At 73.2% G+C, this 23372-nt stretch carries 20 protein-coding genes and 3 pseudogenes; 10 read left to right on the plus strand and 13 right to left on the minus strand.

Annotated features, from left to right (window positions below; translation table 11 throughout):
* Positions 1 to 78 precede the first annotated feature (78 nt).
* A complete protein-coding gene (locus ACZ8ZB_RS01575) occupies positions 79 to 633 on the plus strand; it encodes a GNAT family N-acetyltransferase (protein WP_470735913.1) in 555 nt (184 codons plus the stop codon).
* A 27-nt stretch (positions 634 to 660) separates the two neighbouring features.
* On the opposite strand, the pseudogene ACZ8ZB_RS01580 reads toward ACZ8ZB_RS01575, so the two are convergent.
* The 3 genes and pseudogenes from ACZ8ZB_RS01580 to ACZ8ZB_RS01590 form a co-directional block, all read right to left on the minus strand.
* Positions 661 to 780 (minus strand): annotated as a pseudogene (locus ACZ8ZB_RS01580) (IMP dehydrogenase); the annotation flags it as partial.
* A 456-nt stretch (positions 781 to 1236) separates the two neighbouring features.
* Positions 1237 to 2676 carry a cytochrome P450 gene (locus ACZ8ZB_RS01585; protein ID WP_470735914.1) on the minus strand — a complete coding sequence of 480 codons (1440 nt, stop codon included), beginning with the start codon at positions 2674 to 2676 and terminating at the stop codon, positions 1237 to 1239.
* A 146-nt stretch (positions 2677 to 2822) separates the two neighbouring features.
* The gene (locus ACZ8ZB_RS01590) at positions 2823 to 3659 is read right to left on the minus strand and encodes an endonuclease/exonuclease/phosphatase family protein (RefSeq protein WP_470735915.1); all 837 of its coding nucleotides are present in this window, start codon (positions 3657 to 3659) and stop codon (positions 2823 to 2825) included.
* A 273-nt stretch (positions 3660 to 3932) separates the two neighbouring features.
* Here ACZ8ZB_RS01590 and ACZ8ZB_RS01595 point away from each other — a divergent pair, with 273 nt between their 5' ends.
* Positions 3933 to 4808, plus strand: coding sequence for a PhzF family phenazine biosynthesis isomerase (locus ACZ8ZB_RS01595; protein WP_470735916.1), 876 nt, complete (start codon positions 3933 to 3935; stop codon positions 4806 to 4808).
* 93 nt (positions 4809 to 4901) lie between these two features.
* Here the strand turns inward: ACZ8ZB_RS01595 and ACZ8ZB_RS01600 are convergent, their stop codons facing one another.
* The 3 genes from ACZ8ZB_RS01600 to ACZ8ZB_RS01610 all read right to left on the minus strand — a co-directional run bounded on the left by ACZ8ZB_RS01600 (position 4902) and on the right by ACZ8ZB_RS01610 (position 7727).
* Complete coding sequence (locus ACZ8ZB_RS01600; protein ID WP_179167568.1) at positions 4902 to 5069, minus strand: hypothetical protein; 168 nt, start codon at positions 5067 to 5069, stop codon at positions 4902 to 4904.
* A 445-nt stretch (positions 5070 to 5514) separates the two neighbouring features.
* Positions 5515 to 5757: a hypothetical protein gene (locus ACZ8ZB_RS01605; protein WP_470735917.1), complete on the minus strand. Its 243-nt coding sequence runs from the start codon at positions 5755 to 5757 to the stop codon at positions 5515 to 5517.
* Positions 5758 to 6236: 479 nt separating this feature from the next.
* On the minus strand, positions 6237 to 7727 hold the full coding sequence (locus tag ACZ8ZB_RS01610; RefSeq protein ID WP_470741396.1) for a SulP family inorganic anion transporter: 1491 nt from the start codon (positions 7725 to 7727) through the stop codon (positions 6237 to 6239).
* 201 nt (positions 7728 to 7928) lie between these two features.
* Here ACZ8ZB_RS01610 and ACZ8ZB_RS01615 point away from each other — a divergent pair, with 201 nt between their 5' ends.
* Positions 7929 to 8351, plus strand: coding sequence for a MerR family transcriptional regulator (locus ACZ8ZB_RS01615; RefSeq protein ID WP_470735918.1), 423 nt, complete (start codon positions 7929 to 7931; stop codon positions 8349 to 8351).
* Between the two features lie 74 nt (positions 8352 to 8425).
* Here the strand turns inward: ACZ8ZB_RS01615 and ACZ8ZB_RS01620 are convergent, their stop codons facing one another.
* Positions 8426 to 9190 (minus strand): SDR family oxidoreductase, encoded by a 765-nt coding sequence (locus ACZ8ZB_RS01620; protein ID WP_470735919.1) that lies wholly within the window; start codon positions 9188 to 9190, stop codon positions 8426 to 8428.
* 101 nt (positions 9191 to 9291) lie between these two features.
* On the opposite strand from ACZ8ZB_RS01620, the gene ACZ8ZB_RS01625 reads away from it, so the two are divergent.
* The 3 genes from ACZ8ZB_RS01625 to ACZ8ZB_RS01635 all read left to right on the plus strand — a co-directional run bounded on the left by ACZ8ZB_RS01625 (position 9292) and on the right by ACZ8ZB_RS01635 (position 11914).
* A complete protein-coding gene (locus ACZ8ZB_RS01625) occupies positions 9292 to 10140 on the plus strand; it encodes a helix-turn-helix transcriptional regulator (protein WP_470735920.1) in 849 nt (282 codons plus the stop codon).
* A gap of 295 nt (positions 10141 to 10435) precedes the next feature.
* The gene (locus ACZ8ZB_RS01630; RefSeq protein WP_470735921.1) at positions 10436 to 10936 is read left to right on the plus strand and encodes an N-acetyltransferase; all 501 of its coding nucleotides are present in this window, start codon (positions 10436 to 10438) and stop codon (positions 10934 to 10936) included.
* 207 nt (positions 10937 to 11143) lie between these two features.
* Entirely contained in the window at positions 11144 to 11914 is a 771-nt protein-coding gene (locus tag ACZ8ZB_RS01635) for a GNAT family N-acetyltransferase (RefSeq protein ID WP_470741397.1), read from the plus strand.
* 166 nt (positions 11915 to 12080) lie between these two features.
* On the opposite strand, the gene ACZ8ZB_RS01640 is transcribed toward ACZ8ZB_RS01635, so the two are convergent.
* The 4 genes and pseudogenes from ACZ8ZB_RS01640 to ACZ8ZB_RS01655 all read right to left on the minus strand — a co-directional run bounded on the left by ACZ8ZB_RS01640 (position 12081) and on the right by ACZ8ZB_RS01655 (position 15651).
* The gene (locus tag ACZ8ZB_RS01640; protein ID WP_470735922.1) at positions 12081 to 12350 is read right to left on the minus strand and encodes a hypothetical protein; all 270 of its coding nucleotides are present in this window, start codon (positions 12348 to 12350) and stop codon (positions 12081 to 12083) included.
* 103 nt (positions 12351 to 12453) lie between these two features.
* Positions 12454 to 13422: pseudogene (locus ACZ8ZB_RS01645) on the minus strand (lectin); the annotation flags it as partial.
* Positions 13406 to 13711 (minus strand): annotated as a pseudogene (locus ACZ8ZB_RS01650) (methyltransferase domain-containing protein); the annotation flags it as partial. The pseudogenes ACZ8ZB_RS01650 and ACZ8ZB_RS01645, both read right to left, overlap by 17 nt.
* Positions 13712 to 13947: 236 nt before the next feature.
* Positions 13948 to 15651, minus strand: coding sequence for a PP2C family protein-serine/threonine phosphatase (locus ACZ8ZB_RS01655; RefSeq protein WP_470735923.1), 1704 nt, complete (start codon positions 15649 to 15651; stop codon positions 13948 to 13950).
* Between the two features lie 344 nt (positions 15652 to 15995).
* On the opposite strand from ACZ8ZB_RS01655, the gene ACZ8ZB_RS01660 reads away from it, so the two are divergent.
* Complete coding sequence (locus tag ACZ8ZB_RS01660) at positions 15996 to 16553, plus strand: DUF2087 domain-containing protein (RefSeq protein WP_470735924.1); 558 nt, start codon at positions 15996 to 15998, stop codon at positions 16551 to 16553.
* Positions 16554 to 17220: 667 nt separating this feature from the next.
* On the opposite strand, the gene ACZ8ZB_RS01665 is transcribed toward ACZ8ZB_RS01660, so the two are convergent.
* Positions 17221 to 17553 (minus strand): hypothetical protein, encoded by a 333-nt coding sequence (locus ACZ8ZB_RS01665; protein WP_470735925.1) that lies wholly within the window; start codon positions 17551 to 17553, stop codon positions 17221 to 17223.
* 358 nt (positions 17554 to 17911) lie between these two features.
* Here ACZ8ZB_RS01665 and ACZ8ZB_RS01670 point away from each other — a divergent pair, with 358 nt between their 5' ends.
* The 3 genes from ACZ8ZB_RS01670 to ACZ8ZB_RS01680 all read left to right on the plus strand — a co-directional run bounded on the left by ACZ8ZB_RS01670 (position 17912) and on the right by ACZ8ZB_RS01680 (position 21857).
* Positions 17912 to 18139, plus strand: a complete 228-nt coding sequence (locus ACZ8ZB_RS01670; RefSeq protein ID WP_470735926.1) for a hypothetical protein — start codon at positions 17912 to 17914, stop codon at positions 18137 to 18139.
* Between the two features lie 124 nt (positions 18140 to 18263).
* Positions 18264 to 20291, plus strand: a complete 2028-nt coding sequence (locus tag ACZ8ZB_RS01675) for a DUF4139 domain-containing protein (RefSeq protein ID WP_470735927.1) — start codon at positions 18264 to 18266, stop codon at positions 20289 to 20291.
* Positions 20292 to 20297: 6 nt separating this feature from the next.
* Positions 20298 to 21857 (plus strand): mucoidy inhibitor MuiA family protein, encoded by a 1560-nt coding sequence (locus ACZ8ZB_RS01680; RefSeq protein ID WP_470735928.1) that lies wholly within the window; start codon positions 20298 to 20300, stop codon positions 21855 to 21857.
* A 57-nt stretch (positions 21858 to 21914) separates the two neighbouring features.
* Here the strand turns inward: ACZ8ZB_RS01680 and ACZ8ZB_RS01685 are convergent, their stop codons facing one another.
* Positions 21915 to 23315, minus strand: a complete 1401-nt coding sequence (locus tag ACZ8ZB_RS01685; RefSeq protein WP_470741398.1) for an MFS transporter — start codon at positions 23313 to 23315, stop codon at positions 21915 to 21917.
* Positions 23316 to 23372: the final 57 nt, after the last annotated feature.

Consider the following 23372-nt stretch of genomic DNA (forward strand, 5'->3'; position numbering starts at 1 on the left):
CCTCCCGGCCCGGGACGCCGCGGCCCTCGCCTCCCTTTTCGTGTGCCGCGGCCCGGTCCGGTCCGGTAGGAAGCCTGCATGCTGAAGGGCGACAAGGTCGGGCTCAGGGCCCGGCACGAGGACGACATCCCGGTCCTGCGGGCCGAGCTCTACAACGACGTGGTCAGCGCCTCGCGGGCCGAGAGCGGGCCGTGGCGGCCGGTCGCGCCCGGCTCGAAGGACCCGCGGCTCGTGGCGGACGGCCAGGAACAGGGGCGCGTCCCGTTCTCCGTGGTGGAGCTGGAGGGCGGCACGCTGGTCGGCACCGCGACGCTGTGGGGCATCGACGACCACAACCGGTCCGCGCACATAGGCCTCGGGCTGCTGCCGGCCTGCTGCGGCAAGGGCTACGGCACTCATGTGGTCGCGGTGCTGTGCCACTACGGTTTCGTCGTCCGCGGCCTGCAGCGGCTGCAGGTCGAGACGTTGGCGGACGACACCGCGATGCTGCGCTCCGCCGAGCGCGACGGCTTCGTCCGCGAGGGCGTGCTGCGCTCCTCGGCCTGGGTGAGGGGCGAGTTCCTGGACGAGGTGCTGCTCGGGCTCCTCGTCCAGGACTGGAAGCCGGAGCCGAAGGGCCGGGCCGTCACCTGACGGTCCAGGGCTCGGGGCAGTCCGGCGGGAGCCGCACACGCAGGTGACGGCCGTACGGATGACCGCGTCGGTCGGCCTGAGGATCCTGGGGTCGTCGAGGGGCTCGAAGCGCACGTCGCCGGGGGCGTGGATCACTGCTCCGCGCATCAGGAAGGTCCTTCCGTTCGGTGAGGGGGCGGGGCCCGGGGCGGTCCTCGGGCCGCCGTGGCCGTGGGCGGGTACGGCGCGAAGGCGCGGGAAAGCGCCGTCGTCTCCCGTACGCCGTCCGGCCGGGTACCCCTGGAGGAGTGCCTCCGTTCCGGGTGACCGCCGATCCCCGCGGCCGGCGAGTCACCGGCGACCGGCCGTCGGTGACCTCACCCTCGTCCGCGAATCGCCGGACCCGGCCGCCAAACCCGGACTCCGCATGACCGTCCGCACCGCGGAGCCCGGCCCCCGCGGCGGAGGGGCCGCGTCCGCTCGCCTCCCGGCCGCCACCGAGGACGCCGGCCCGGCGGGCCGGCGCCCCGCCGCCTGAGACCGCGTCCGCGGACGGTCCGCGCCCTCGGCCCCTGCCACCGCGTTCCCGGACCGCTTCCGGCGATGCCCCGCGAGAGGAACGGCCTAGGAGCGCGGAGGATCGTCCACGGACGCGGTGGCGGTGGCGGTGGCGGTGTCACTGTGGCCGTACCTCATCGACATCGTGTCGGGTCTGACCGTCACCACCGCTTGGGGCCGTGGGGCGCGGGACACGAGCTCGATGCGTGTCCAGCACTGAAGGATCACCGCCAGGACGATCTGCAGTTCGGTCCGGGCGAAGTTCTCCCCGATGCACTTGCGGCGGCCGTCGCCGAAGGCGAGGAAGGAGCCGCGGGCGGCCGGGGCGCGATGGGGGGCCCAGCGGTCGGGGTCGAAGACGTCCGGGTCGGGGAAGTACGCCGGATCATGCTGGTGGAGGTACGGGCTCCAGATCACGTCGGCTCCTTCGGGGATGCGGTGGCCCCCGAGCTCCACGTCGCGGGTGGCGGTGCGTGTGACCATCCAGGCCGGCCCGTACTTGCGGATGGCTTCCTGCAGCACCTGGCGGGCGTAAGGGAGGTTCTCGAGGTCCGTGGGGAGCAGGGGACGGTTGCCGCAGGCGTCGGCCAGTTCGGCGCGCAGCCGTTGCTCGACGTCGGGGTGCCGGCTGATCTCGTAGAGGGTCCAGGCCAGGGTCGTGCCGGTGGTCTCGATGGCGCCGGTCAGCAGGGTGATGGCCTCGTCCTGCAGTTGTCGGCGCGTCAACGGCCGGTCCGCGGTGAGGAGTGCGGTGAACAGACCGCCCTGGGCCGGTGGCGCGTGCGGGCACGTGGGGCCGGTGTCCGCGTCGTCGGGCGGCGTGCTCGGCGGGGACGTGCCGTGGTGGTCGATGGCCCGGTCGACGAGGTCGCGGAGTCGTGCGACGCGTTCGGCGTGCGCCCGGTTGGCGGGCAGCGGCAGGCGGGTGGCCCAGGGCGGCAGGACGGTCTGCCGGATGGCGCCTTTCATGACGGCCGGCATCAGGGCGGTGAACTCGGCCCGCAGGCGCCCGGGCAGATCGGTGCCGAAGAGGGCGACGAGGAACGCGGCCAGGGCGAGGTCGTTCATGTCGGCGAAGACGTCACGCCTCTCGTTCTCCCGCCACCCCTCGACCATCGACCGGACCTGATCGATCATGGCGCTGCCGCGCGTGGCGATGTGCGCCTTGTTGAACATGGGCTGCACGAGGCGCCGGTTGCGCAGGTGCGTGTCGCCGTCGGCGACGGTGGCCAGGCCGTCGCCGAAGAAGACGCGCAACGCTTCGATGATCCTGCCGCCCTTGGCGTAGTGGCCGGCCTCGGTGACCAGGACCCTGCGGGTCAGCTCGGGATCGGTCACGACATAGGCGGCGGTCGGCCCGATCCTTATGCGTACGACACCGCCGTGCCGGCGGAGGGACGTGATGAAGGGGAGGGGGTCGCGTGCGAGGCGGTGGGCATGGCCCAGGAAGGGCAGGGCTCCGGGTGCGGTCGGCGCGGGGGCGGGTATGACGGGTGGGTCGGTCATGGCCGTGGGCTCCTCACGTGAGTCCGTGGGGGGTGGCCGATGTCTGCCCGGGAACGCGGTGTGCGATGCGGCTGCTCCACGATGTGTGTTTCACATCCCGCCCCGCGCATCGGTCAGGGGGAACGGGCGCCGGCCGCCGGCTCCGGCTAGGTCATGTCCACATCGGTGTGCAGCATGTGGTGGTCCGAGTACGGGGTGCGTTCCACGTGGTGCTCGAGCGGGGTGACGCCTCGCAGGAAGACGTAGTCGAACTTGCTGTGCCAGTCGGTGGTCGGTTCGCAGGTGCCGCCGTTCGAGGGAAGGCACTGGGGATCGGTGTCCTCGGCCAGCGCCCAGATCGGGGAGAGTTCGGCGGCGTCCGGCACGGCGTTGAAGTCTCCGAGAACGATGGCGCGGTCGTGCCGGGCGACGGCTGCGGCGAGTACGCCGGTCTGGCCCGCCCTCACCGCTTCCTGACGCCGTTCGGCGAGGTGCGTGTTGAACACCCGCACGGACCGGCCGTCCACCACGGTGGTGACCGCCATGTACCCGCGGTCCTCGGATCCTCCGTCGGGGTACTCCACGTTGACGTGGTCCGTCATCGGCGCCGCCGAGAGGATCGCCTGTCCGAAGGCTCCCGGACTCCACGGCACTCCCCCGCAACGGCCCCAGTTCCGCAGGACCGTCCCGTACTCGACGTGGTACACCAGCCCGTAAAGGCGCTCCAGATGGTCCCGGATCCTCTCGACGTCCCGCACGCACGCTTCTTGCAGACCGACGACCTGGGGCGCGTAGGTGGCGATCTCCGCCGCCCGGTCGACATCGCCCGTCTCGCAGGGGTTGCAGATGTTCCACGTCATGACCCGGTTCGGTACGACGTCCCTGGCGGCGTCGGCGGGCAGGGGCCTGGCGGAGGGGGCCCCGCTCGGTGCGCTGGGGCCGAGGAGCACCATGCAGGCCACCACCACGGCGCCCGCGAGCAACCGCGCGCTCCTTCCGATCACTGCCGCCTCCTCGACGTGCGTGCGCCTGACGTCCGGCGCTTCCGTGCACGAGCTTATGGGACGGCGTTGCCGGCCCGCGTGCCCGGCCGGGCCCGGGCGGGTGGCGCAGGAGCGGAACGGCGGCGCCGTCCTCCCCCGGCAACCGATGGCGTGCGAGCCGCGCCCTCCCCGCCGCCCGCCCTCTTGTCCCGTCGCACGGACCCTGTGCGAGCGGCCGTCTCCTCCGTGTCCCGTCCGGGAATAGCCGCGGTCCCGCCCGACGTTGCCGCGGGCATGACGACGAACGCGCCGCGGCCCGAAGTACTGCGCTACACCGCCTTCTCCAGCAGTCCCGACGGCGGAAACCCCGCCGGCGTCGTGCTGGACGCCGGCGCTCTGGACGACGGGGACATGCTGGCCGTCGCCGCCGGCCTCGGATACTCGGAGTCCGCGTTCCTCACCGCGCCCCCGGAGGGCCTCGGCGGTCCGCAGCGACGGGCGTACGGCATCCGCTACTTCAGCCCCAAGGCCGAGGTGCCGTTCTGCGGGCACGCCACCGTCGCGACCGCCGTCGCGCTCGCCGAGCGGACGGGCCCCGGGGAACTGGTGTTCGCGACGCGGGCCGGCATCGTGCCGGTGGAGGTGACCGAGGAGGACGGGACGCTCAGGGCCACGCTCACCAGCGTCGAGCCGCACGTCGTGGAGGTCTCCGACGCCGACCTCGCGGAGGCACTCGCCGCGCTGGACTGGCCGGCCGGCGACCTCGATCCGGCCTTCCCGCCCCGCATCGCGTTCGCCGGCGCCCGTCATCTGGTGCTCGCGGCGGCCACGCGTGCCCGTCTCGCGGACCTCTCCTACGACTTCGCGCGTCTCGAAGCCCTCATGCACCGCTTGGAGCTGACCACCCTCCAGCTGGTGTGGCGGGAGTCGGCCACCGTCTTCCACGTCCGTGCCCCGTTCCCCGTCGGCGGCGTCGTCGAGGACCCGGCGACCGGCGCCGCGGCGGCCGCGTTCGGGGCGTACGCCCGCGAGCTCGGCCTCGTGTCCGAGGACGCCGTGCTCACCCTGCACCAGGGCGAGGACCTCGGACGCCCGGGCCGGCTCACGGTGACGCTGCGGGCGGGTGACCCACGCGTCCGGGTCGGCGGCGCGGGAACGCGCATCGGCTGAGCGGCCGTTCTGCCGCGGCGTCGCCGTGGGCGGCGGCGGACGGGGCAGCGCGCGGGCCCGTCGGCACGTGTGCCGGACCCGCGCGAGCCCGCGTCAGCGTCGACGGGACCAGCCGGTCCCGACTCCCGCCACGTGCAGGGCCAGGGCGGTCAGCCCCAGCAGCATGACGTTCACCGAAGAGAACACGTCGTTGGTGCCGATCTCCGCCGCGTTGATCAGGAACGCGATGAAGAAAAGCACCGCCGCGACCATACCGAGCATGAGCGAGCTCCTCTCATAGGGATGAGGCCCGTATGCCCGGCCGTCGCGCTCACAGACGCGGGAATGACGGCGCGGGCGGCATCCCGCTGCCGGTCGCTCCCGCGTGGCGTCGGCGACCGGCGGCAGCCGCGCGCCACGGCGTGTGGACGAAGTGATCCGGGGCAGGCGAACCGCGGCAACCGAGCGCAGGAGGCGGGATGTTCGACGGTTTCACACCGGCACGCCGTGCGGGGGACCGGGCTGGACTCCGCGTGCGGTACGGGGGCGACGGTCCACCCGTACCGCTCCTCCACGGCCATCCGCGGCCGGACGCGACGAGGAAGCGCCCGAGGCACTCGTCACCGCCCTGCTCGGGTTCCGGGAGACCGCGGGCGGGGCGGCCCGGGCCGCCCCGCCCGCGGGCGTGCGCCACGGGAAGCGACGCGACCACTCGGACGGGCGGCCGTTACGACTGCTCGGGCCGCGCGTTCGCCGTGCCCGCGGCCCGGTCCACCGGGCGTCGCGTCCCGGCCTCCCAGAGGCACCAGGTCGCCCACAGCAGCAGGACGAGGAAGACGGCGAGCAGGCCCAGCAGCACCACGGCCTGCCGTGCCGACCCGTTGTCCTGAATCAGTGTCAGCAACAGGCAGAAGGACCAGGCGACCACACCGCCCGCGTACACGGCCCTGAGCTGTCGCAACTGACTCATCGCTTCCATCGTCCCTCCTGAACCGCTCCGTCACACGTCACCCTGCCGGTACCCCCGTCACGCGGCTTCACCGCACGCGATCGCGGCCGGTCTCCCGGTCGGCCGTCGTCCCGACTCGTGCGTCGTGGACGGTGGTTCACGGCGGGGGCGCGATCGCCCGCACGACGACCGTGCCGTCCACGGCGAGCGGACGTCCCCGCGGGTCCGACGGCACGAGGCCGGTACGCCGGTGGACGATGGCCGCGTGAAGCCGACGACCGCTGCCGCCGTGCGGCGATTCCGTGGCCCGGCCGTCCGGAGCAGGGCGCTCGGTGGTGGACGTGGCGCGTTCCCCGGCGCCTTGAGGCCGGGGCCACGGAGCGACGGGAACCGGGCCGGGGGTGATGCCGTTTCCCCGGCCCGCTTCCGCGCCCGTCGTCGCATGTCCATGACGGTCTTGTTCCGCCGCGCTTCCGGTTCGGCCCGTCGGCCGTGCGCGGTCAGTGGCCGACGGCCAGTTCGCCGCTGAGCCTGCCGTGGAGCCGGGCGCTCGGATCGTTGAGGCCGATGATCTCGACGCTCTTGCCGCGCTGGGCGTACTTGGCCCCGATCGCGTCCAGGGCCGCGACGGAGGAGGCGTCCCAGATGTGCGCCGAGCTCAGGTCGATGACGACCTTCGTCGGGTCGCCCGCGTAGTCGAACCGGCCGACGAGGTCGTCCACGGAGGCGAAGAACAGCTCGCCGGTGACCCGGTAGACCACGGTGGCGCCGTCGGGGTCGGTGACGGCGGTGACCTCGGCGAGGTGGGCGACGCGCTTGGCGAAGACGACCATGGCGGTGACCGAGCCGGCGACGACGCCGACGGCGAGGTTGTGGGTGGCGACCACACAGGTGACGGTGATCACCATGACGGTGATCTCCCCGGCCGGCATCCGCTTCAGCGTCCTCGGGGCGATGGAGTGCCAGTCGAACGTCGCGAACGACACCATGATCATGACGGCGACCAGGGCGGCCATGGGGATGTCGGAGACCACGGGGCCGAAGACGATGCAGAGCACCATCAGGAAGGCCCCGGCCAGGAACGTCGACAGACGGGTGCGGGCTCCGGAGACCTTCACGTTGATCATGGTCTGGCCGATCATGGCGCAACCGCCCATGCCGCCGAAGAATCCGGTGACGATGTTGGCGACGCCCTGGCCGATCGACTCCCGGGTCTTGCTGGAGCGGGTGTCGGTGATGTCGTCGACCAGTTTGGCGGTCATCAGCGACTCCATCAGACCGACCAGGGCCATCGCGACGGCGTAGGGGGCGATCGTCGTCAGGGTGTCCAGGGTGAAGGGCACGTCCGGCAGGCCGGGAACGGGCAGGGAGGACGGCAGGGCACCCTTGTCACCGACGGTCGGCACGGCGATCCCGGCCGCGACCGTGATGACGGTCAGGACGACGATGGAGACCAACGGCGCCGGGACCACGGTGGTGATCTTCGGGAAGAACACCATCAGCGCGAGCCCGCCGACGATCAGCGGGTAGACCGCCCAGGGCACGTCCCGCATCTCGGGGACCTGGGCCATGAAGATCAGGATCGCGAGCGAGTTGACGAACCCGACCATCACCGAGCGCGGAACGAACCGCATCAGCTTCGCCACCCCCAGCACGCCCAGAACGACCTGGAAGACGCCGGCGAGGATCACCGCGGCCACCAGATGACCGAAGCCGTGCTCGCGGTTCAGGGGCGCGATGACGAGGGCGACGGCACCGGTGGCGGCGGAGATCATCGCCCGCCGGCCGCCGACGACCGCGATCGTCACGGCCATCGTGAAGGAGGCGAACAGCCCGATCGCGGGATCGACGCCGGCGATGATCGAGAACGAGATCGCCTCGGGGATCAGAGCGAGCGCGACCACCAGGCCGGCCAGCACCTCGGTGCGCCAGACCTTCGGATCGCGCAGCCAGTCGGGTTTCAGACCGCGCAGACGCGCGGCCCGGGGCAGGGCAGAGGCAGAGGCAGAGGCAGAAAGGGACAAGGGAGCAGACACCTGTACATCGCGTCTTCGCCGGAGGCACCGTCGGCCCCGACACGGCAAGGGCGAGGCAGCGGCACAGCCGCCCTCGCCGACCTCGACTCTACCCTAACGTTAGGGTAGAGATCGGTGGGCGAGGACGTGGTCCGCCACGACGGAGGGAGGACGGGCATGCCCGGCGCGGACGGCAGGCACATGCAGATCGGCGAGGTCGCCGCACGTACGGAGCTGTCTCTGCGCACGATCCGGCACTACGAGGAGACCGGCCTGGTCATCCCTTCCGCCCGGTCCCAGGGCGGCTTCCGCCTCTACACGGAGTCCGACGTGCAGCGGCTCATGGTCATCCGCCGTATGAAGCCCCTCGGCTTCACCCTGGACCAGATGCGCGACCTGCTGGACGCCACCGACCGCCTCGACGCCGGCACGGACCTCGGCGCCGAGGAGCGGGAGACGCTGCTGGAGCGCGTCCGCGGTTACGAGCGGGCCGCCGGCGAACAGGTCGCCAGGCTCCGCGTCCAGCTCGCCCGCGCCGAGGACTTCGCCACCACACTGCGCGCCCGCCTGGAGCAGGACTCTCCCGCGCCCCGCGCCTGAGCCGGACCACCGGACAGCTCCACGACGGGGTTTCGGTCCCGGAACCGCACGGCGTGCCGGGTCGAGGAACCGGTTCACTTCCCGTGCGGGTCGGTTCTGTTGAGTGTCTCGACGACCTGGTCGTAGTCGCCGCGGGCCTCGCCGTGGCGCAGGAACTTCACGCGCTCCACCTGGATCTCCTTCGCGTCGGGCCGGGCCTCGAGCAGACCCACCGCCTCCGTGACGAACTCGCCGAGCGGCATGGCGTGTTCGTTGTCCTCGTGTCCCGGCAGCAGCGCGGTGCGGACGGACGGCGGCACGAGTTCCACGACCTTCACCGAGGTGCCGGCGAACTGCAGCCGGATGGACTCGCTGAGCATGTGGATCGCCGCCTTCGAGGCGTTGTAGCTCGGCGTGGCCCTGAGCGGCGCGAAGGCCAGACCCGAGGAGACGGTCATGATCGTGGCGTCCGGCTGTGCCTGCAGGTGCTCGACGAACGCGGCGATCAGACGGATCGGGCCGAGCACGTTCGTCGTCACCGTGGACTCCGCGGAGGCGAGGAACGACGCGGGATCGCGCCAGTCCTCGACGCGCATCACGCCGGCCATGGTGACGAGGACGTTGAGGTCCGGGTGGCGGTCCAGCACCTCCTCCGCGGCGGAGGCGATGCTCGCGGCGTCCGTGGTGTCGATCCGCACGGTGTCGATGTCGGGGTGCTCGGCCGCGATCCGTTCCAGCAGCTCGGTGCGCCGGCCGCCGACGACGACGGTGTTCCCCCTGGCCTTCAGCTCCAGGGCGAGAGCCAGACCGATGCCGCTGGTGGATCCGGGGATGAAGACGGTGTTTCCGGAGATGTTCATGCCCCGATCGTCTCCGGTCCGCCGCCTGGGGGGCAGGGACCGGTTGTCGGGGGATCGGCGATCCCTGGTTCGCCCACCGGTGCCGGACGATAATCGACCGCATGGACCGTGCAGCTCTGGCCGACTTCCTGCGCCGCCGCCGCGAGGCGCTGCGCCCGGAGGACCTCGGTCTTCCCCCGGGCGCACGCCGGCGGACCCGGGGTCTGCGGCGTGAGGAGGTCGCGTCCCTGGCCGTGATGTCGACCGACTACTACACACGGCTGGAACAGCGGCGCGGGCCGCAGCCCAGCGAGCACATGCTGGCCTCGCTCGCCCGGGCGCTGCGGCTGACGGGCGACGAACGCGCCTACCTGTACCGGATAGCCGGGCACAACGCGCCGGTGTCGCTGTCGGCCTCGCCGCATGTCGCTCCCGCGCTGCTGCGGGTGCTGGACCGGCTCGAGGACACCCCGGCGCTCGTGCTGACCGACCTGGCCGAGACCCTGGTGCAGAACAGGATGGCCGCCGCCCTGCTCGGGGACGCGTCGAAGCACACGGGCCTCGCCCGCAGCGCGATCTACCGCTGGTTCACCGATCCCGCGGAACGGTCGATCTATCCCGAGGCCGACCGCGACCGGCAGAGCCGCGCCCAGGTCGCGAACCTGCGCGCCGCCCACGGGCTGCGGGGCCCGCGTTCGCGGGCCGGTGACCTCGTGCGCGCCCTCCAGAAGACGAACGAGGAGTTCGCCGAGCTGTGGGACCGGCATGAGGTGGCCCAGCGGTTCGAGGACCACAAGACGCTCATCCATCCCGAACTCGGCGCGATCGAGCTGGACTGCCAGGCGCTGTTCACCGAGGACCAGTCCCAGACCCTGCTCGTGCTCACGGCTCCGCCGCGCACCGAAAGCTACGAGAAGCTGCGACTGCTCGCCGTGCTCGGCCTGGACCGCTTCACCGGGGCCGAACGCTAGGGATCGGTACGCGCCGCTGCGACGAGTTCCCGGCGGTACCCGCCAAGGAGCGCTACGACCGGGACACGGGCTGCCGGCCGCCGAGGCCGGAGGAGTGCCTGGGCGGGCAGCGGGTCCGGCCGGAGCCCGTCCTGCTGCCGGACCTCGCCTCGAGCCTGCCTCCCCTGCCTGCCGCCGCGTCCGGTCCGGGAGCGTCGGCCGACGCGCGGGACGGCCTCCGTCGCGCCACGCGACGCCGGTCGGCCATGGGAATATTCCTTTGCACGGCGCTTTCCTGCCTGGTTGGCTTACGCCCATGACCTGGCTTCCCCATGATTTCGTACACCCCCTCCACGTCGGCATACCCGACGGCGAGGGCCACCGGCTGCGCCCGATCAGCGGCGCGGACGCGCCGCTGGACTACCCGACGGTGATGGGTTCGCGGGAGCGGCTGTGGTCGATCTTCGGCCCCGCGTGGGGCTGGCCGTCAGCCACGATGTCGTACGAGGCGAACCTCGCCGACCTGGAGCGGCACGCCGCGGAGATCGAGGCGCACGAATCGTTCAACTACACGATCGAGAACGCGGACCGCACCGCCCTGCGCGGCTGCGTCTACATCGACCCGCCCGAGAAGCAGGGAGCGGACGCCGAGATCTCCTGGTGGGTGGTGGACGAGGAGGTGGGCGGTGCACTGGAGCGGGCGCTGGACGCGTTCGTGCCGCGCTGGATCGCCGAGGACTGGCCCTTCGAGCGGCCTCGTTTCATCGGCCGGGACGTGAGCTGGGAGGAGTGGCTCCGGCTGCCGGATCATCCGTGAGCGGGACCGTCCGTCCGACGCGGAGGCATCGCCGTACGCGGGTCCGTCACTGATCGTGGGCCAGGTCCCCGCCTCCCGCACCATCCACGGCTCCGGATCCGGCCGGTTCGGGCATGCCTCGCCGGTGCCGGTGGGCAGACATGCCCCTACCGGTGATCGAGCAAAGGGGACAAGGTGACGCGGGACTTCGCCGACGCGGTGGAATCGATGGAGCAGCTCGCCACGGTCTGGCGGGCGATGGTGCTCGACCGGGATCCGGACGCGGACGTACGGGACCTGCCGGGTGTCGCGGTGCGCTGGGCGGAGTCCAGGTTCGCTTTCTGGAACTGCGTCACGCTCACCGAGACGGGGGCGGACGCGGGGCTCCTGGAGAAGCGGCTGGGCCAGGCGGCGGACATCATGCGGTCGAAGCGGCGGGCCGGCTTTCTGTGGGTCTTCGAGGACCTCCTCGACGCCGAGGCGCGCCCGCGTCTGACGGAGGCGGCCGAACGGGTCGGTCTTGTGCATGCCTTCTCGGGCCTCGGCATGGCCGGTGACCTGCTGCCGGTCCCCGAACCGGCACACCCGGACCTGACGTTCGTGCGGGTCGGCACGGACGAGCATCTGCGGGCCTACGCCGACCTCAACTCGCGTGCCTACGGCATGCCGTTGGAGGACGGCCGCGACGGCCTCGTGGGCTCGAGGCTGTGGAGGACGGGGGTGCACGCCTACCTGGGGCTGCGGGACGGCGTTCCGGTGACGTGTGCCGGGGCCGTGGAGGCGGACGGCCGCCTGTTCGTCGTCCTGGTGGCCACGGACCCGCGGTGGGAGCGCAGGGGGTACGGGGAGGCGGTGACCCGCAAGGCCCTGTACGAGGGTGCCCGGGCCACCGGGCTGACCCGGGCCACGCTGCACGCGACCGCCGCCGGAGCTCCCCTGTATCCGCGGATCGGCTTCGAGCCGAACAGCCCGCTGCACTTCTTCGCCCCGGAAAGCTGACGGGTCGTGCCGGAAGGCCGCTGCCGCCGGATGGACAGCGGGCCACCACCTCCCAGCTCCCCCGGCGACATCAACATGATCACCGCCCAGGCCAGGAGGACGACGAGCGGCACCTGGGCCCCTATGTGGCGGCCGAGGAAGGTGTTGAGCCGTTCCCCCGTCGCCCCTACCGTCCGGACCGGACGTCACCGCGTCGCAGACCCACCGTCCGGGCGGTCAGCGCGGCCGCCAGCAGCACGCAGGCGACCGCGCTGTACGCCCATTCCGTCGTTCCGCGCGCCACGCCGGCGATGCTCCACACCGCCCACAGGGCGAGCACCACGCACAGCGCCGTCGAGGCGATGTCGACGACCCGTGCGCGCAACTGGGCGCGCTGGCGTGTGCCCGGTTCGAGGTCGCCGAGTTCCTGTTCGTCGTGGTCGTGGTGCGCTCCCATGGCAGGCCTCCTCGTGTGCTTCGCCTTGTTCGTCCCTGGAGGCCTATCGACTACCCCCGGTCGGAAGCGCCAAGCGGCGGCCGGGCGGGGCACGTTGCCGGGATCAGGGCAGGGTCCACTTCTGGTCGGGGCCGGTGCGGCAGGTCCACGGGTGGACCGGCGTGCCGTCGCTCCACGTACCGCCCGAGGCGTCCGGGCACTTGCCCGACCGCGGATTACGGACCGTGCCGTCCGGCCGGGCCGCCCACTTCTGCGCCCCCGTGCCGTTGCACGTCCACAACCGGACCCGCGTACCGTCCGCGCTTCTCCCACCGGAGACGTCCAGACACTTGCCCAACGCCCTCAGCGAACCGTCGTCCACCACCGTCCACCGCTGCGCCGCCGTCCCGTTGCACGTCCGGACCTGCACCCGCGTACCGTCCGCCGTGCCCGCGCCGTCCACATCCAGACACTTGCCGTTCACCCCCCTCACCTCACCCGCGCGGGTACCGCCGGTGGAGGTGGTGAAGGAGAACTCGTCCACGTCGAAGAGCGCGCCGCTGCCGCCTCTGAAGACGAGGTACGGGATGGTGGTGCCGGCCGGGGAGCCCGCGCGGACTTCGAGGGTGCCGCCGCTGCCGCCCGAGGAGACGCGGGCGGTGAAGCCGGTGGCGTCGTCGAGGGCGTAGGGGGTGAAGGAGATCCAGTCGCCGTGGTGGATCTCGCCGACCGTCTTGCCGGCGTGCGCGGGCGTGTGGTTGACGACCTGGACGCCGGCGGAGTCGCCGTAGTGCTCGGCCTGACGGCGGCTGGGCTGGGTGATGTGCTGGTCGTGCGCGGTGAGCGCGGGCTGACCGCCGGCGCCGCCGTCGGTGCACTCGGCGTCGATGACGCCGAAGACGTCGGCATCGGGGGCGTGTTCGCCGTCCGCCAGGGTGCGCAGGATGCCGGTGCAGCCGGTGGCGGAGGTCTGCGGGTGTCCGTGGCTGTCGTGACCGATGATGAAGGTGACCTTCACCCTGGTGCAGTCGATGGCGCCGTCCTCGGGGTCGGTGACCCTCGCCTTGAACGGGATGGCGGCGCCGAAGTCGTGACGGCGTGCCGGGCGCCCGGTCGCTCGTCAGGTCGACCGCGTCCCCGAGCACCAGCACACCGCCGGGTGCGACGAGTCCGGCCGGTGCCGTGATCAGACGATCGCGCTCGGGCAGGTGCACCAGCACGAAGCGCGCGTGGACGAGCCCGAACCGACCGGGCGCGAAGTCCGGGGCGGCGATGTCGTCGTAGGCGAGGGCGCCGAAGTCTATGCGCTCGGCCTCACCCGCCTGTCCGGGGCGGAAGACGTCCTCGCCGTAGCGGCCGCGCCCGCGTGGGGCGGCGCCCACATCGCGGCCCGTGCGACGGCGGGAGCGGTGCCCCCGGCGCTTCCCGCCGCCCGGTCGGCGAAGGACTTCGGCCACGGGTCGTCGGACGGTTTCATGGCCGGGCCTCTTCACACGGTGGACGGTGCCGGACGGCCCGTCCCGGGGTCGTCGCCCGTCGATCCTCCACCAGCGCCCGCCCCCACGGCCGAGGCGCGCCGCTCCTGACCCGTCCGGCCCTCCGATCCCCTCCTACGGGCTCAGCCTTCGGGGACGCGCAGGGCCAGGAGGGCCACGTCGTCGTCGTTGTCGGCGGGGCGTACACGGTCGAGCAGCTGGTCGGTGAAGGAGAGGAGGGGGCGGTGGGCGAGGGCGGCGGCGTGCTGGCGCAGCCGGTTCAGACCCGTGTCGAGGGTCTGGCGGGGCGTTTCGATGAGGCCGTCCGTGTACAGCACCAGGGTGGACCCCGGCGGGAGCAGTGCCGTGGCGTCGGGGCGCCGCAGACCCGCCTGGGTGCCCAGGAGGATGCCGTGGCCGTCGGTGAGGTAGTTCGCCAGGCCGTCCCGGCTGATCAGCAGCGGCGGGGGGTGGCCCGCGTTGGTCCAGGACAGCCGCCAGTGACCGTCGTGGGCGGTTTCGATCCGGCCGAAGATCATGGTGGCCATGGTGACGTCGGTGATGTGCTGGATCGCCTCGTCCAGGCGTTCGACGATGCGGCTGGGGGGTTCGTGCTGGGACCAGGCGTAGGCGCGGAGCATGTTGCGGACCTGGGCCATGCCGGCCGCCGCCTCCAGGTCGTGACCGACGACGTCGCCGATGGCCAGGGCCGTGGACGCGTCGGACAGGGGGAAGGCGTCGTACCAGTCGCCGCCGACGTGTGAGGCGTCGGGTGCGGGCAGGTAGCGGACGGTCATCTCCAGGCCGGAGAGGCGCGGCATCTGGGGCAGCAGGTGGTTCTGCATGGTCTCGGCCACCATGCGCTGACGCTGGTAGAGACGGGCGTTGTCCAGGGCGAGGCCGGCCCGGCGCGCGATGTCCTCGATCAGCGGAAGGTCGGCGGGGGCGAAGGGCGCCGGGCTCTCGGCCCGGCCCAGGGTCAGCGCGCCCAGGACCGAGCGGGGGCTGCGGATGGGCGCGATGGCCGCGGAGTGCATCTTCGTGACGTGGAACAGACGGCCCTGTTCGACCGCGATGCCGGAATCCGGCGTCCCCTGGTAGGTCTGCGGGCCGACCAGGGTGGAGGCGACGCCGCGCAGGGCTCTGGACAGGGGCATCTGGGATTCCTCGGGGATCGGCGGCATCGGCCCCTGCAGGTCCTCGTGCTGCACCCGCGTGTCGCCCTCGGCATGGACCACGACGGAGCGCCACACCTCGTCGTGTTCGGTGATCAGGTCGACGATCACCCAGTCCGCCAGCCGGGGCACGACCAGGGTCACCAGCCGCTGCAGCGCCTCGTCGACATCGAGGGTGGAGGTCAGCTGCGCGGTGGTCTCGGCCAGCAGGGCGAGCCTCTGCAGTTCCGACAGGGACTGGGCCGTCGGCTCCGGTCGCGGGACGGTGTCCCACGAATGCCCGGGGGTGTGGAAGACGACGAGTGTGGCGGCTTGCCGGTCGTCCAGGCCGTACGGGGTGATCAGCCAGGAGACGGGCAGCACCGAGCCGTCGGCGCGTGCGAAGTAGTCCTCGTCGCCCTGGGCCGGGCGTCCGGCGTGGAAAGCCTGCCGCATCGCGCACTGCGTCCTCGACAGCTGCTGCCCCTGCGGGCCTCGGTGCAGCAGGTCGTGCGCGTCATGGCCGATGAGCTCCGCGGCGGGCCGGTCCAGCAGTTCCTCGGCGCGGGCGTTGACGGCCATGATGCAGCCCTGCTCGTCCACGACGTAGGCGCCCGTGCCGATGGCTTCCAGCGTGGCGGAAGCGGCCGGCCCGGACAGCCCGTGGGCCTCCGTGCGCTCCGACCCTGTCATCGTGACCTCCTCGCCGGCCGGTTCGGCGCCCCGCCCGCCGCCCGTGTGCCCCGCCGCATGTGCCTTCCTCCGCTTTCCTGCCTTCCCCGTATGCCCATGTGGGTGAGGATCCCACGTCGTCCGACGGCTTCGGTGAATTTCGCCTCGCTGGAACCGGGCAGTGGACGACGGCGTGTCCGGGCGTCGAGGCGGCCGGTCCGCGCCCCGGCTTCGGGGACGCCCCTGGCCGGCTTCCCGTCTCGGGCCGGTGCGCACGCGGAAAACGACGGGCGTCCGATGTGCCTCCGGGGTAGCGTCCCGAGGACATCGTCCGGGGGCGGCCCCCGGAAGGACGGAGACGGACCATGAGGGTCGAGAACGTGGCCGGGCTGTTCGCCGACGAGGCCCGGGTGCGGGTCTTCGCCGCCGTGGCGCTGGGCGCGACGAGCGCCGCCGAGGTCGTCGAGCGGACCGGGCTGCCGGCCAAGGAGGCCCTCCTCGCGCTGCGGCGGCTCGAGGAACGGGAGGCAGTCGCAGCGGGCGCCGACGGCCTCACGGTGTCCTACGACTCGTTCCGCCGCCTGGCTCGCGAGGCGGCCGGGCCGCGGCCCGCGCGGGACCACGGCACCGGGGACGAACGGGTCGAGGCGGTGCTCCGCACGTTCGTACGGGACGGACGGCTGGTGAAGCTGCCGGCGCAGTGGAACCGGAAGGAGCTCGTCCTGCGCCACATCGCGGAGCGCACCTTCGATCCCGGCCGGGAGTACGCGGAGAACGAGGTCGACGAAAAGCTCCGCGTCTGGTGCGAGGGGAGCCGGCTCGACCACGTGACCCTGCGTCGCTACCTCGTCGACCTGTGCCACCTGCACCGCAGCGACGGCGTCTACCGCCGTCCGGCCGAGGACACGGTCCGGGTCGGCTGATGCGCGTCGGTGACGCCGTCGTCGCCCGCCCCTCCGCCCGGTCCCGGGCGGGGAGCGGGTCGCGGTCGCCGGCCCGTTCGGCCCGTGAAGGCGATGAGGGCTGCGGTGGCCGGGACCGCGGCGCCGAGGACACCGCCGCGCTCGGCACCGTCGCGGGCGCCCCTCGACGACGCACCGTCCCTGGAGCCCCTCGCCCTCGGCGAGGACCACGGCTGTCGGGCGGCTCCACGATGACCCGTGGACGGATGCGCACGAACCCGGGCACGGAACCGAGCCGGCGTGTCGGACTCGGAGCCACCCCGTTCGGCAGGAAGCCGGGAGGTCTCCGCATCACTCGGACGGGCGGAAAGCGCGACGTCCAGGCGACGCGACAGGCGCCCCGCCAGGTCGCATAGGACAGTAAGACCATGAACCGTCACCGACGCCCGCCGCGGCGTGCCCCGTGGATCGCAGGCGGCGCCGCGGTGCTCGTCCTCGGTGGCATCGGCGTGTGGGCGTGGGTGGCGCAGGACGGCGGAACGCCCAGCCCCACGCCCTCGGCCTCGCACGACCTGTCCCTCCCGACACTGAATCCATTGCCGTCCTGGACGTTCGCGACGGAGCCGTCGAGCACGGCGCGGCGGACACCGGCGCCCACGCTGTCGCCCGGGCCGACGGCCCGGCCCCGTCAGCCGACCTCGCCGGGCAGGCGGCCGACGACCCGGCCGCCCTCGTCGGCGCAGCGGCCGACCGGCGAGCCGTTGCCGTCGGCCCGGCGGAGGACAACCGAGCCGGCGCCTCCGGAGCAGAGGCCCACGACCCGGCCGGCACCGCCCAGCCGCCAACCGGTGCCCCACCGGACCGCGACCGGCGCGCCGGCCCTGCGCACTCCGAAGGCGGGACCGACGACGCCACCGCCGCCACCGAAGCGGTCCGCAACACCACGGTTCCCACCGGGCTTCCCGATGCCCAAGCCCTCGCCGCGGCCCGCGACGCCCGGACTCCCCTCGAAACTCGCCACACCCGGGCACCCGTCGAAGCCCGCCGTACCCGGCCACCCCCCGAAGCCCGCGACGCCCGGACTCCCCTCGAAACTCGCCACACCCGGGCACCCGTCGAAGCCCGCCGTACCCGGCCACCCCCCGAAGCCCGCGACGCCCGGACTCCCCTCGAAACTCGCCACACCCAGGCACCCGTCGAAGCCCGCCGTACCCGGCCACCCCCCGAAGCCCGCGACGCCCAAGCCCTCACCACGGCCCGCCACACCCGCCACGAAGCCCGTCGCACCCAAGCCCTCGGCATCACCCGCCCGCCCGGTGCCGCCACGGGCACCGACGACGCGACCGGCGCCCTCGGAGCACCTGCGGACACCGTCCGCCATGACGCCCGGGCCGACGCCGTCGGCCGGCGGCGGCGAACGGGTGACCACCACGTGGTACACCTCCCCGGCCGCGACGGCCGCCGCCCACCGCATGGCGAACGCCGACGCGGTCGGTGACCCCGCCTGCTCGATGGCGGCCGTGGGGCAGCCGGACCCCCGCCTGGTTCCGCGGAACAGCCGTATCGGCATCGGACACCACGGCATGTACTGGTGCCTGATCTGGTGAGGCGACGGGCGGCGCCTGACGACCCGTCGCACGTGGCCCGCACGGGGATCGGGACCTGACAGGACCGGCGGCAGGCCACCGCGTAGGCTGCCCTCGGCACGGACACGGCTGGGCGGGGGAGCACATGACGGCTGGGACGGCCCCGAAGTGGGCATCGGCTCTCGATTCGGTGGTGGTGTACGCGCAGGGCGCGCTCTGCCGGCGGCTGGCCCGGGGCTCGGTGCCGGCGGGCGGACGCGTGCGGGTGGCGGGACTGCCCCGCTCGCTGGACCCGGGCTCCCTGCGGGCCCGCGTCGTCGGGGCGTCCGGGATGCGGGTCACCGAGGCCCGGACGGAGCCGGAGGCCGAACTCCTCGACACGGAACCGTCCGACGACTTGCGGCGCGAAGTGGAGCGGCTGCGCGACGACTGTGCGGCGGCACAGGGCCGCCGGGACCGGCAACTGGGTCTGATCGAGGAGGTCGGAGCGCTCCGCCCGGTGCCGCCGGCCCGCAGGCGGGACGCCCCGCACCGCCGTACCCCGGTCGACGCGTGGCTGGAGCTCACCGAGTTCGTCGACGAGCGCCTGACCAGGCTGCACGGCAGGCTCCGCGAGCTGGAGGAGGAACTGCGCAGGGCCGAGCACGAACTCACGGTCGTCGAGGACAGGCTCTCCCGTGCCTCCACCGGCGCTCCCTCGACGCCGGTGGCCGACTCGATGTGCGCGGTCCTGACGCTGGACGGCGCGGACGGCGCGGAGGTGGAGCTGGAGGTGGAGTACGGGGTGCCCGGCGCCGTCTGGGCGCCCGCCTACCGGCTCACTCGTCGTGAGGGCGAGAGCGACGGATCCCTGGTGCTGCGCGCCTCGGTCGCCCAGCGCACGGGTGAGGACTGGACCGGTGTCCGCATCGCCCTGGCCACCGCGGACCTGCGCCGTCGCACCGACCTGCCCCGGCTCCGCTCGGTCCGCATCGGTCGCAGTCAGCCCGCCCCCGCGCCTTCGGGCTGGCGGGAGCACCCGGCGGGGCTGACCGATCTCTTCGCCGGTTACGACGCGGCGGGCCCCCGATCCGGCATGAGGCCTGTGCCCGGGGGCGGTACCGCGCCCGCTCCCCCGCCGTCGCCCGCTCCGCTGCCGGAGCGCGCCTCCCCTCCGGCCTTCGGCGGCCCCGCGGCTCCGGTGCCGGGCCGGCCGGGCGGCAGGCCGCGTACCGCCGCGCGGCTCGCCGCGCCCGCCGCCGCCCCGGCCGCTCCCGGCGCCCCGGGGGCGGCTCCGCCACCGCCCGCCGCGGCCGCGGCCGTCGCCGGGTACGCGCCGTCGGCCCCCGTGACCGGTCCGCCGCAGCCGGACGGCGCCGAACTCGACTACTCCGCGCTCGTCCTGTGCGGCCCGGACGAACAGGACGGCCGCCGGGGCAGGCTGTTCCCCGGCTCCGGCTTCGACCCGGTGACCGCCGAGCACCGCCGTCGCGCCGAGACGGTCGGCGCGCTGCCCCTTCCCGGACACGCCGTGCGGCCCCGCGAGTCGGCGGGCTCCTTCGACCAACGGTTCGACGCCGCCGCCCGCGCCGACATTCCCTCGGACGGCACCTGGCACACCGTCACCGTCGGCGAGATCCCGGTCGGCCTGCGCACCGAGTACCTCTGCGTTCCGTCCGTGGAGCAGACCGTGTACACGACGCTGGTGCTCTCCAACGCCACCGACCGGGCGCTGCTGGCCGGTCCGGTGGAGGTCACCGTGGACGAGGACTTCCTGCTGACGGCCGCTCTGCCCACGCTCGCCCCGGGCGGTGTGTGCCGGGTGGGGCTCGGACCGGCCGAGGCCATCGGGGTCACCCGCCGGGTGAACCTGCGCGAGTCGACCGCGGGACTGCGCAACAACGTCACCGTGCTCGACCACCGCGTCCGTGTGGAGCTGGCCAACCGGCTCGCGGTGCCCGTCTCCGTGGAGGTCCGCGAGCGCGTGCCCGTCACCTCCGACGCGGACGTCCGGATCGAGGAGCGGGCCGACTGGACGGCGCCCAAGGGCGACGCGGGCCCGGAGCCGCACGCGCCGGGCACCCGCCTGTGGCGGGTCGAGCTGCCCGCCGGCGGCACCGCCGCCCTGGACGGCGGCTACGAGATCAGGATCCCGGCCGGCAAGGCCCTCACCGGCGGCAACCGCAGGAGCTGACCCAGCATGTCTACGTCATCGGAGCTCATCCCCCTCCCCGTCACCGCCGTCACCTGTACGGAGGACCGCGCCCAGGTCGAGCGCGCGACCGTGCTCGACCTGCGGGCCGGCACGCAGCGACTGCGCCTCGGGCCGGTCAGCGCGCTGGCCGTCGACCGCACCCTGCACGCCGAACTGACCGCCGGCCACCCGGCGGCCGTGCTCGACGCGCGGATCGTCCGCACCTGGACGCCGCGCGGGCCCGAGCCCGCCGAGGACGACTCCGCGCTGCGCCGTCGGGTGGCGGCCCTGAAGGAGGAGCGGACGGCCCTGGAACAGCGGCGTGACCGGCTCCGTACCCGCCTCGACCTGCTCGGCCGTCTCGCCGCCGATCTGCTGCGGGAGATCGGCGAGGGCGCCGGCTTCGGGGAGGCGGAGAGGGACCGCTGGGCCCGGGAGCTGGACCGGGTGGACAACGAGCGCGACTCCAGCGGCGAGCGACTGCGCTCCGTGGAAGCCGAGTTGGCCACCGTGGTCGTCGAGCTCTCCGACGTCCAGCGGGCCGTGCGGCTCTCCGAGACGGAACCCGCCGAACTGGTCGGTCACATCGAGCTGACCGTGCACGCCCCGGCCGCCGGGCAGGCCGGGCTGCGCCTGAGCCACCTCACGCCGTGCGCGGTGTGGCGGCCCGCCTACCGGGCCGTGCTCGACGGGGGGTCCCTCACGCTGGACACGGACGCGATCGTCTGGCAGCGCACCGGCGAGGACTGGTCGGACGTACGGCTGACCCTGTCGACGGCGCGCTCCGCGCGTGCCGCGGAACCGCCCCGGCTCGGCGAGGACCGGCTGACCCTCACCGACCGCTCCGCCGCGGAGCGCCGCAGCGTCCACGTCGACCTGCGCGAGGAGGAGATCGCGGACCTCGGCCCCGTCCCCGCGCTCGGACTGCCGGGCGTGGACGACGGCGGCGAGGTGCGCGTGCTCCACTCCCCCGCACCGGTCTCCGTGCCGGCGGACGGCCGCGCCCACCGTGTTCCGCTCTCCTCCTTCACCGCGCCCGCGAGGAGTGAGTACGCCTGCTCGCCCGAACTGTCGCCTCTGGTCGACCAGGTGGTGCGGTGCGACAACCTGTCGGGCCACGCGCTGCTCGCCGGGCCCGTCGACCTGGTCCGCGGCAGTGGGTTCAGCGGACGCGGCACCCTGGACTTCACCGCGCCCGGCGCCCCCGTCGAGCTCGCCTTCGGCAGCCGGGACGACCACCGGGTGCTGCGGGACACCGAGGAGACCCGTGAGACCGCGGGCATCACCCAGCGGACCGTGCTCACCCGGACCGTCCGGCTGCACCTCTCCAGGTTCTCCGCCCCCGGCGAGCACGACGACCGGGTGGTCGTCGTCCGGGAGCGCGTCCCGGTCTCCGAGGTCTCGGCGGTGGAGGTGCGCCTGCGCCGGGAGGCCTGTTCCCCCGCGCCCGACGCCGTCGACGCGGACGGCATCGTCCGCTGGAACGTCCCGCTGGCCCCGGGCGGCCGGCGCACGATCACCCTCGTCTACGACGTCTCGGCGAGCGGCAAGGTCACCGGCCTGTGACTCCGGGGCGGGCACCGCTGCCGCGTCCCCGGACCGTCGCCGTCCGGTGGGTCCCCGTCAGAACTTCGGTGTCGGTGTCCGCGACCGTACCAGTTCCGCCGCCTCCCGGTCCGTCTGCACCGAGGGCGGCGAACCCTCGAGCGGCTGCCGGGCCGTCTCCTTCATGCAGGCCACCGCGACGACACCGACCAGAGCCGCGGCCATCGCGTAGTACGCCGGCACCATGTCCGAGCCGGTCGCGCCGATCAGTGCCGTGATGACCAGCGGTGTCGTGCCGCCGAACAGCGACGCCGACAGGTTGTAGCCGACCGACAGGGAGCCGTAGCGCACCGATGTCGGGAACATGGCCGGCAGCGCCGCCGACATGGTGCCGAGCAGGCAGACCAGTGACAGGCCGAGCATCAGCATGCCGGCCGAGACGGCGGGCGGACTGCCCTGCCGCACCAGCAGGAACGCCGGGACGGACAGGAAGAAGAAGCCCAGCATGCCGGTCATCAGCAACGGCTTGCGGCCGAACCGGTCGCTCAGCCGGCCCACCTGGTTGATGACCAGCATCAGCACCACCATGGTGGCCACCAGGATCAGCAGACCGTGGGTCTCGCTGTAGTGCAGCTCGTCCGAGAGGTACGTCGGCATGTACGACAGCAGCATGTAGTCGGTGATGTTGTAGGCGCCGACCAGGGCGATGCACAGCACCAGCGTCCGCCAGTGCTGCCGGAAGATCCTGGCGAGGTCGCCCCGGGCGGTGCTCTCCACCTGGTTCGCGGCCTCAAGGACGTGGGCGTTGCCCCCCTCCAGCTTCAGATAGGCCGGTGTGTCGTCCAGCTTCAGCCGCAGGTAGATGCCGACGATGCCCAGCGGCCCGGCCACCAGGAACGGGATGCGCCAGCCCCAGGCGTCCATCGTCTCGGTGCCGAGCCAGGCGGTGAGGGCCGTCACCAGACCCGCCGCGCCGGTGTACCCGGCCAGCGTGCCCAGCTCCAGGAAGCTGCCGAAGAAGCCGCGCCGCTTGTCCGGTGCGTACTCCGCGATGAAGGTGGAGGCGCCGCCGTACTCGCCGCCGGTGGAGAATCCCTGGAGCAACCGGAAGAGGATCAGCAGCAGGGGGGACCAGAAGCCGACGGCCGCGTAGGTCGGGAGCATGCCGATCGCGGCGGTGCCGATCGCCATCAGGATCATCGTCAGCGCGAGGACCTTCTTGCGGCCGATCCTGTCGCCCATCGGCCCGAAGACCATGCCGCCGAGCGGGCGCACCAGGAAGGCGACGGCGAAGGTGGCGAAGGACGACAGCAGCTGCGCGGTGTCACTCCCGGAGGGGAAGAAGACGCGGCCGATGGTGCCGGCCAGATACGCGTAGACACCGAAGTCGAACCACTCCATGGCGTTGCCGAGCGAGGCGGCCTTCACCGCCCGCTTGACCGCCCGCTCGTCCGTCACCGTGATGTCCGTCCGACGCAGTGGCGGATTCCGCCGGCGCCGGACGGCACGGAAGAGGGTGGGGTGGCGTTTGGCCGC

Source organism: Streptomyces sp. 12E, assembly GCF_055633275.1.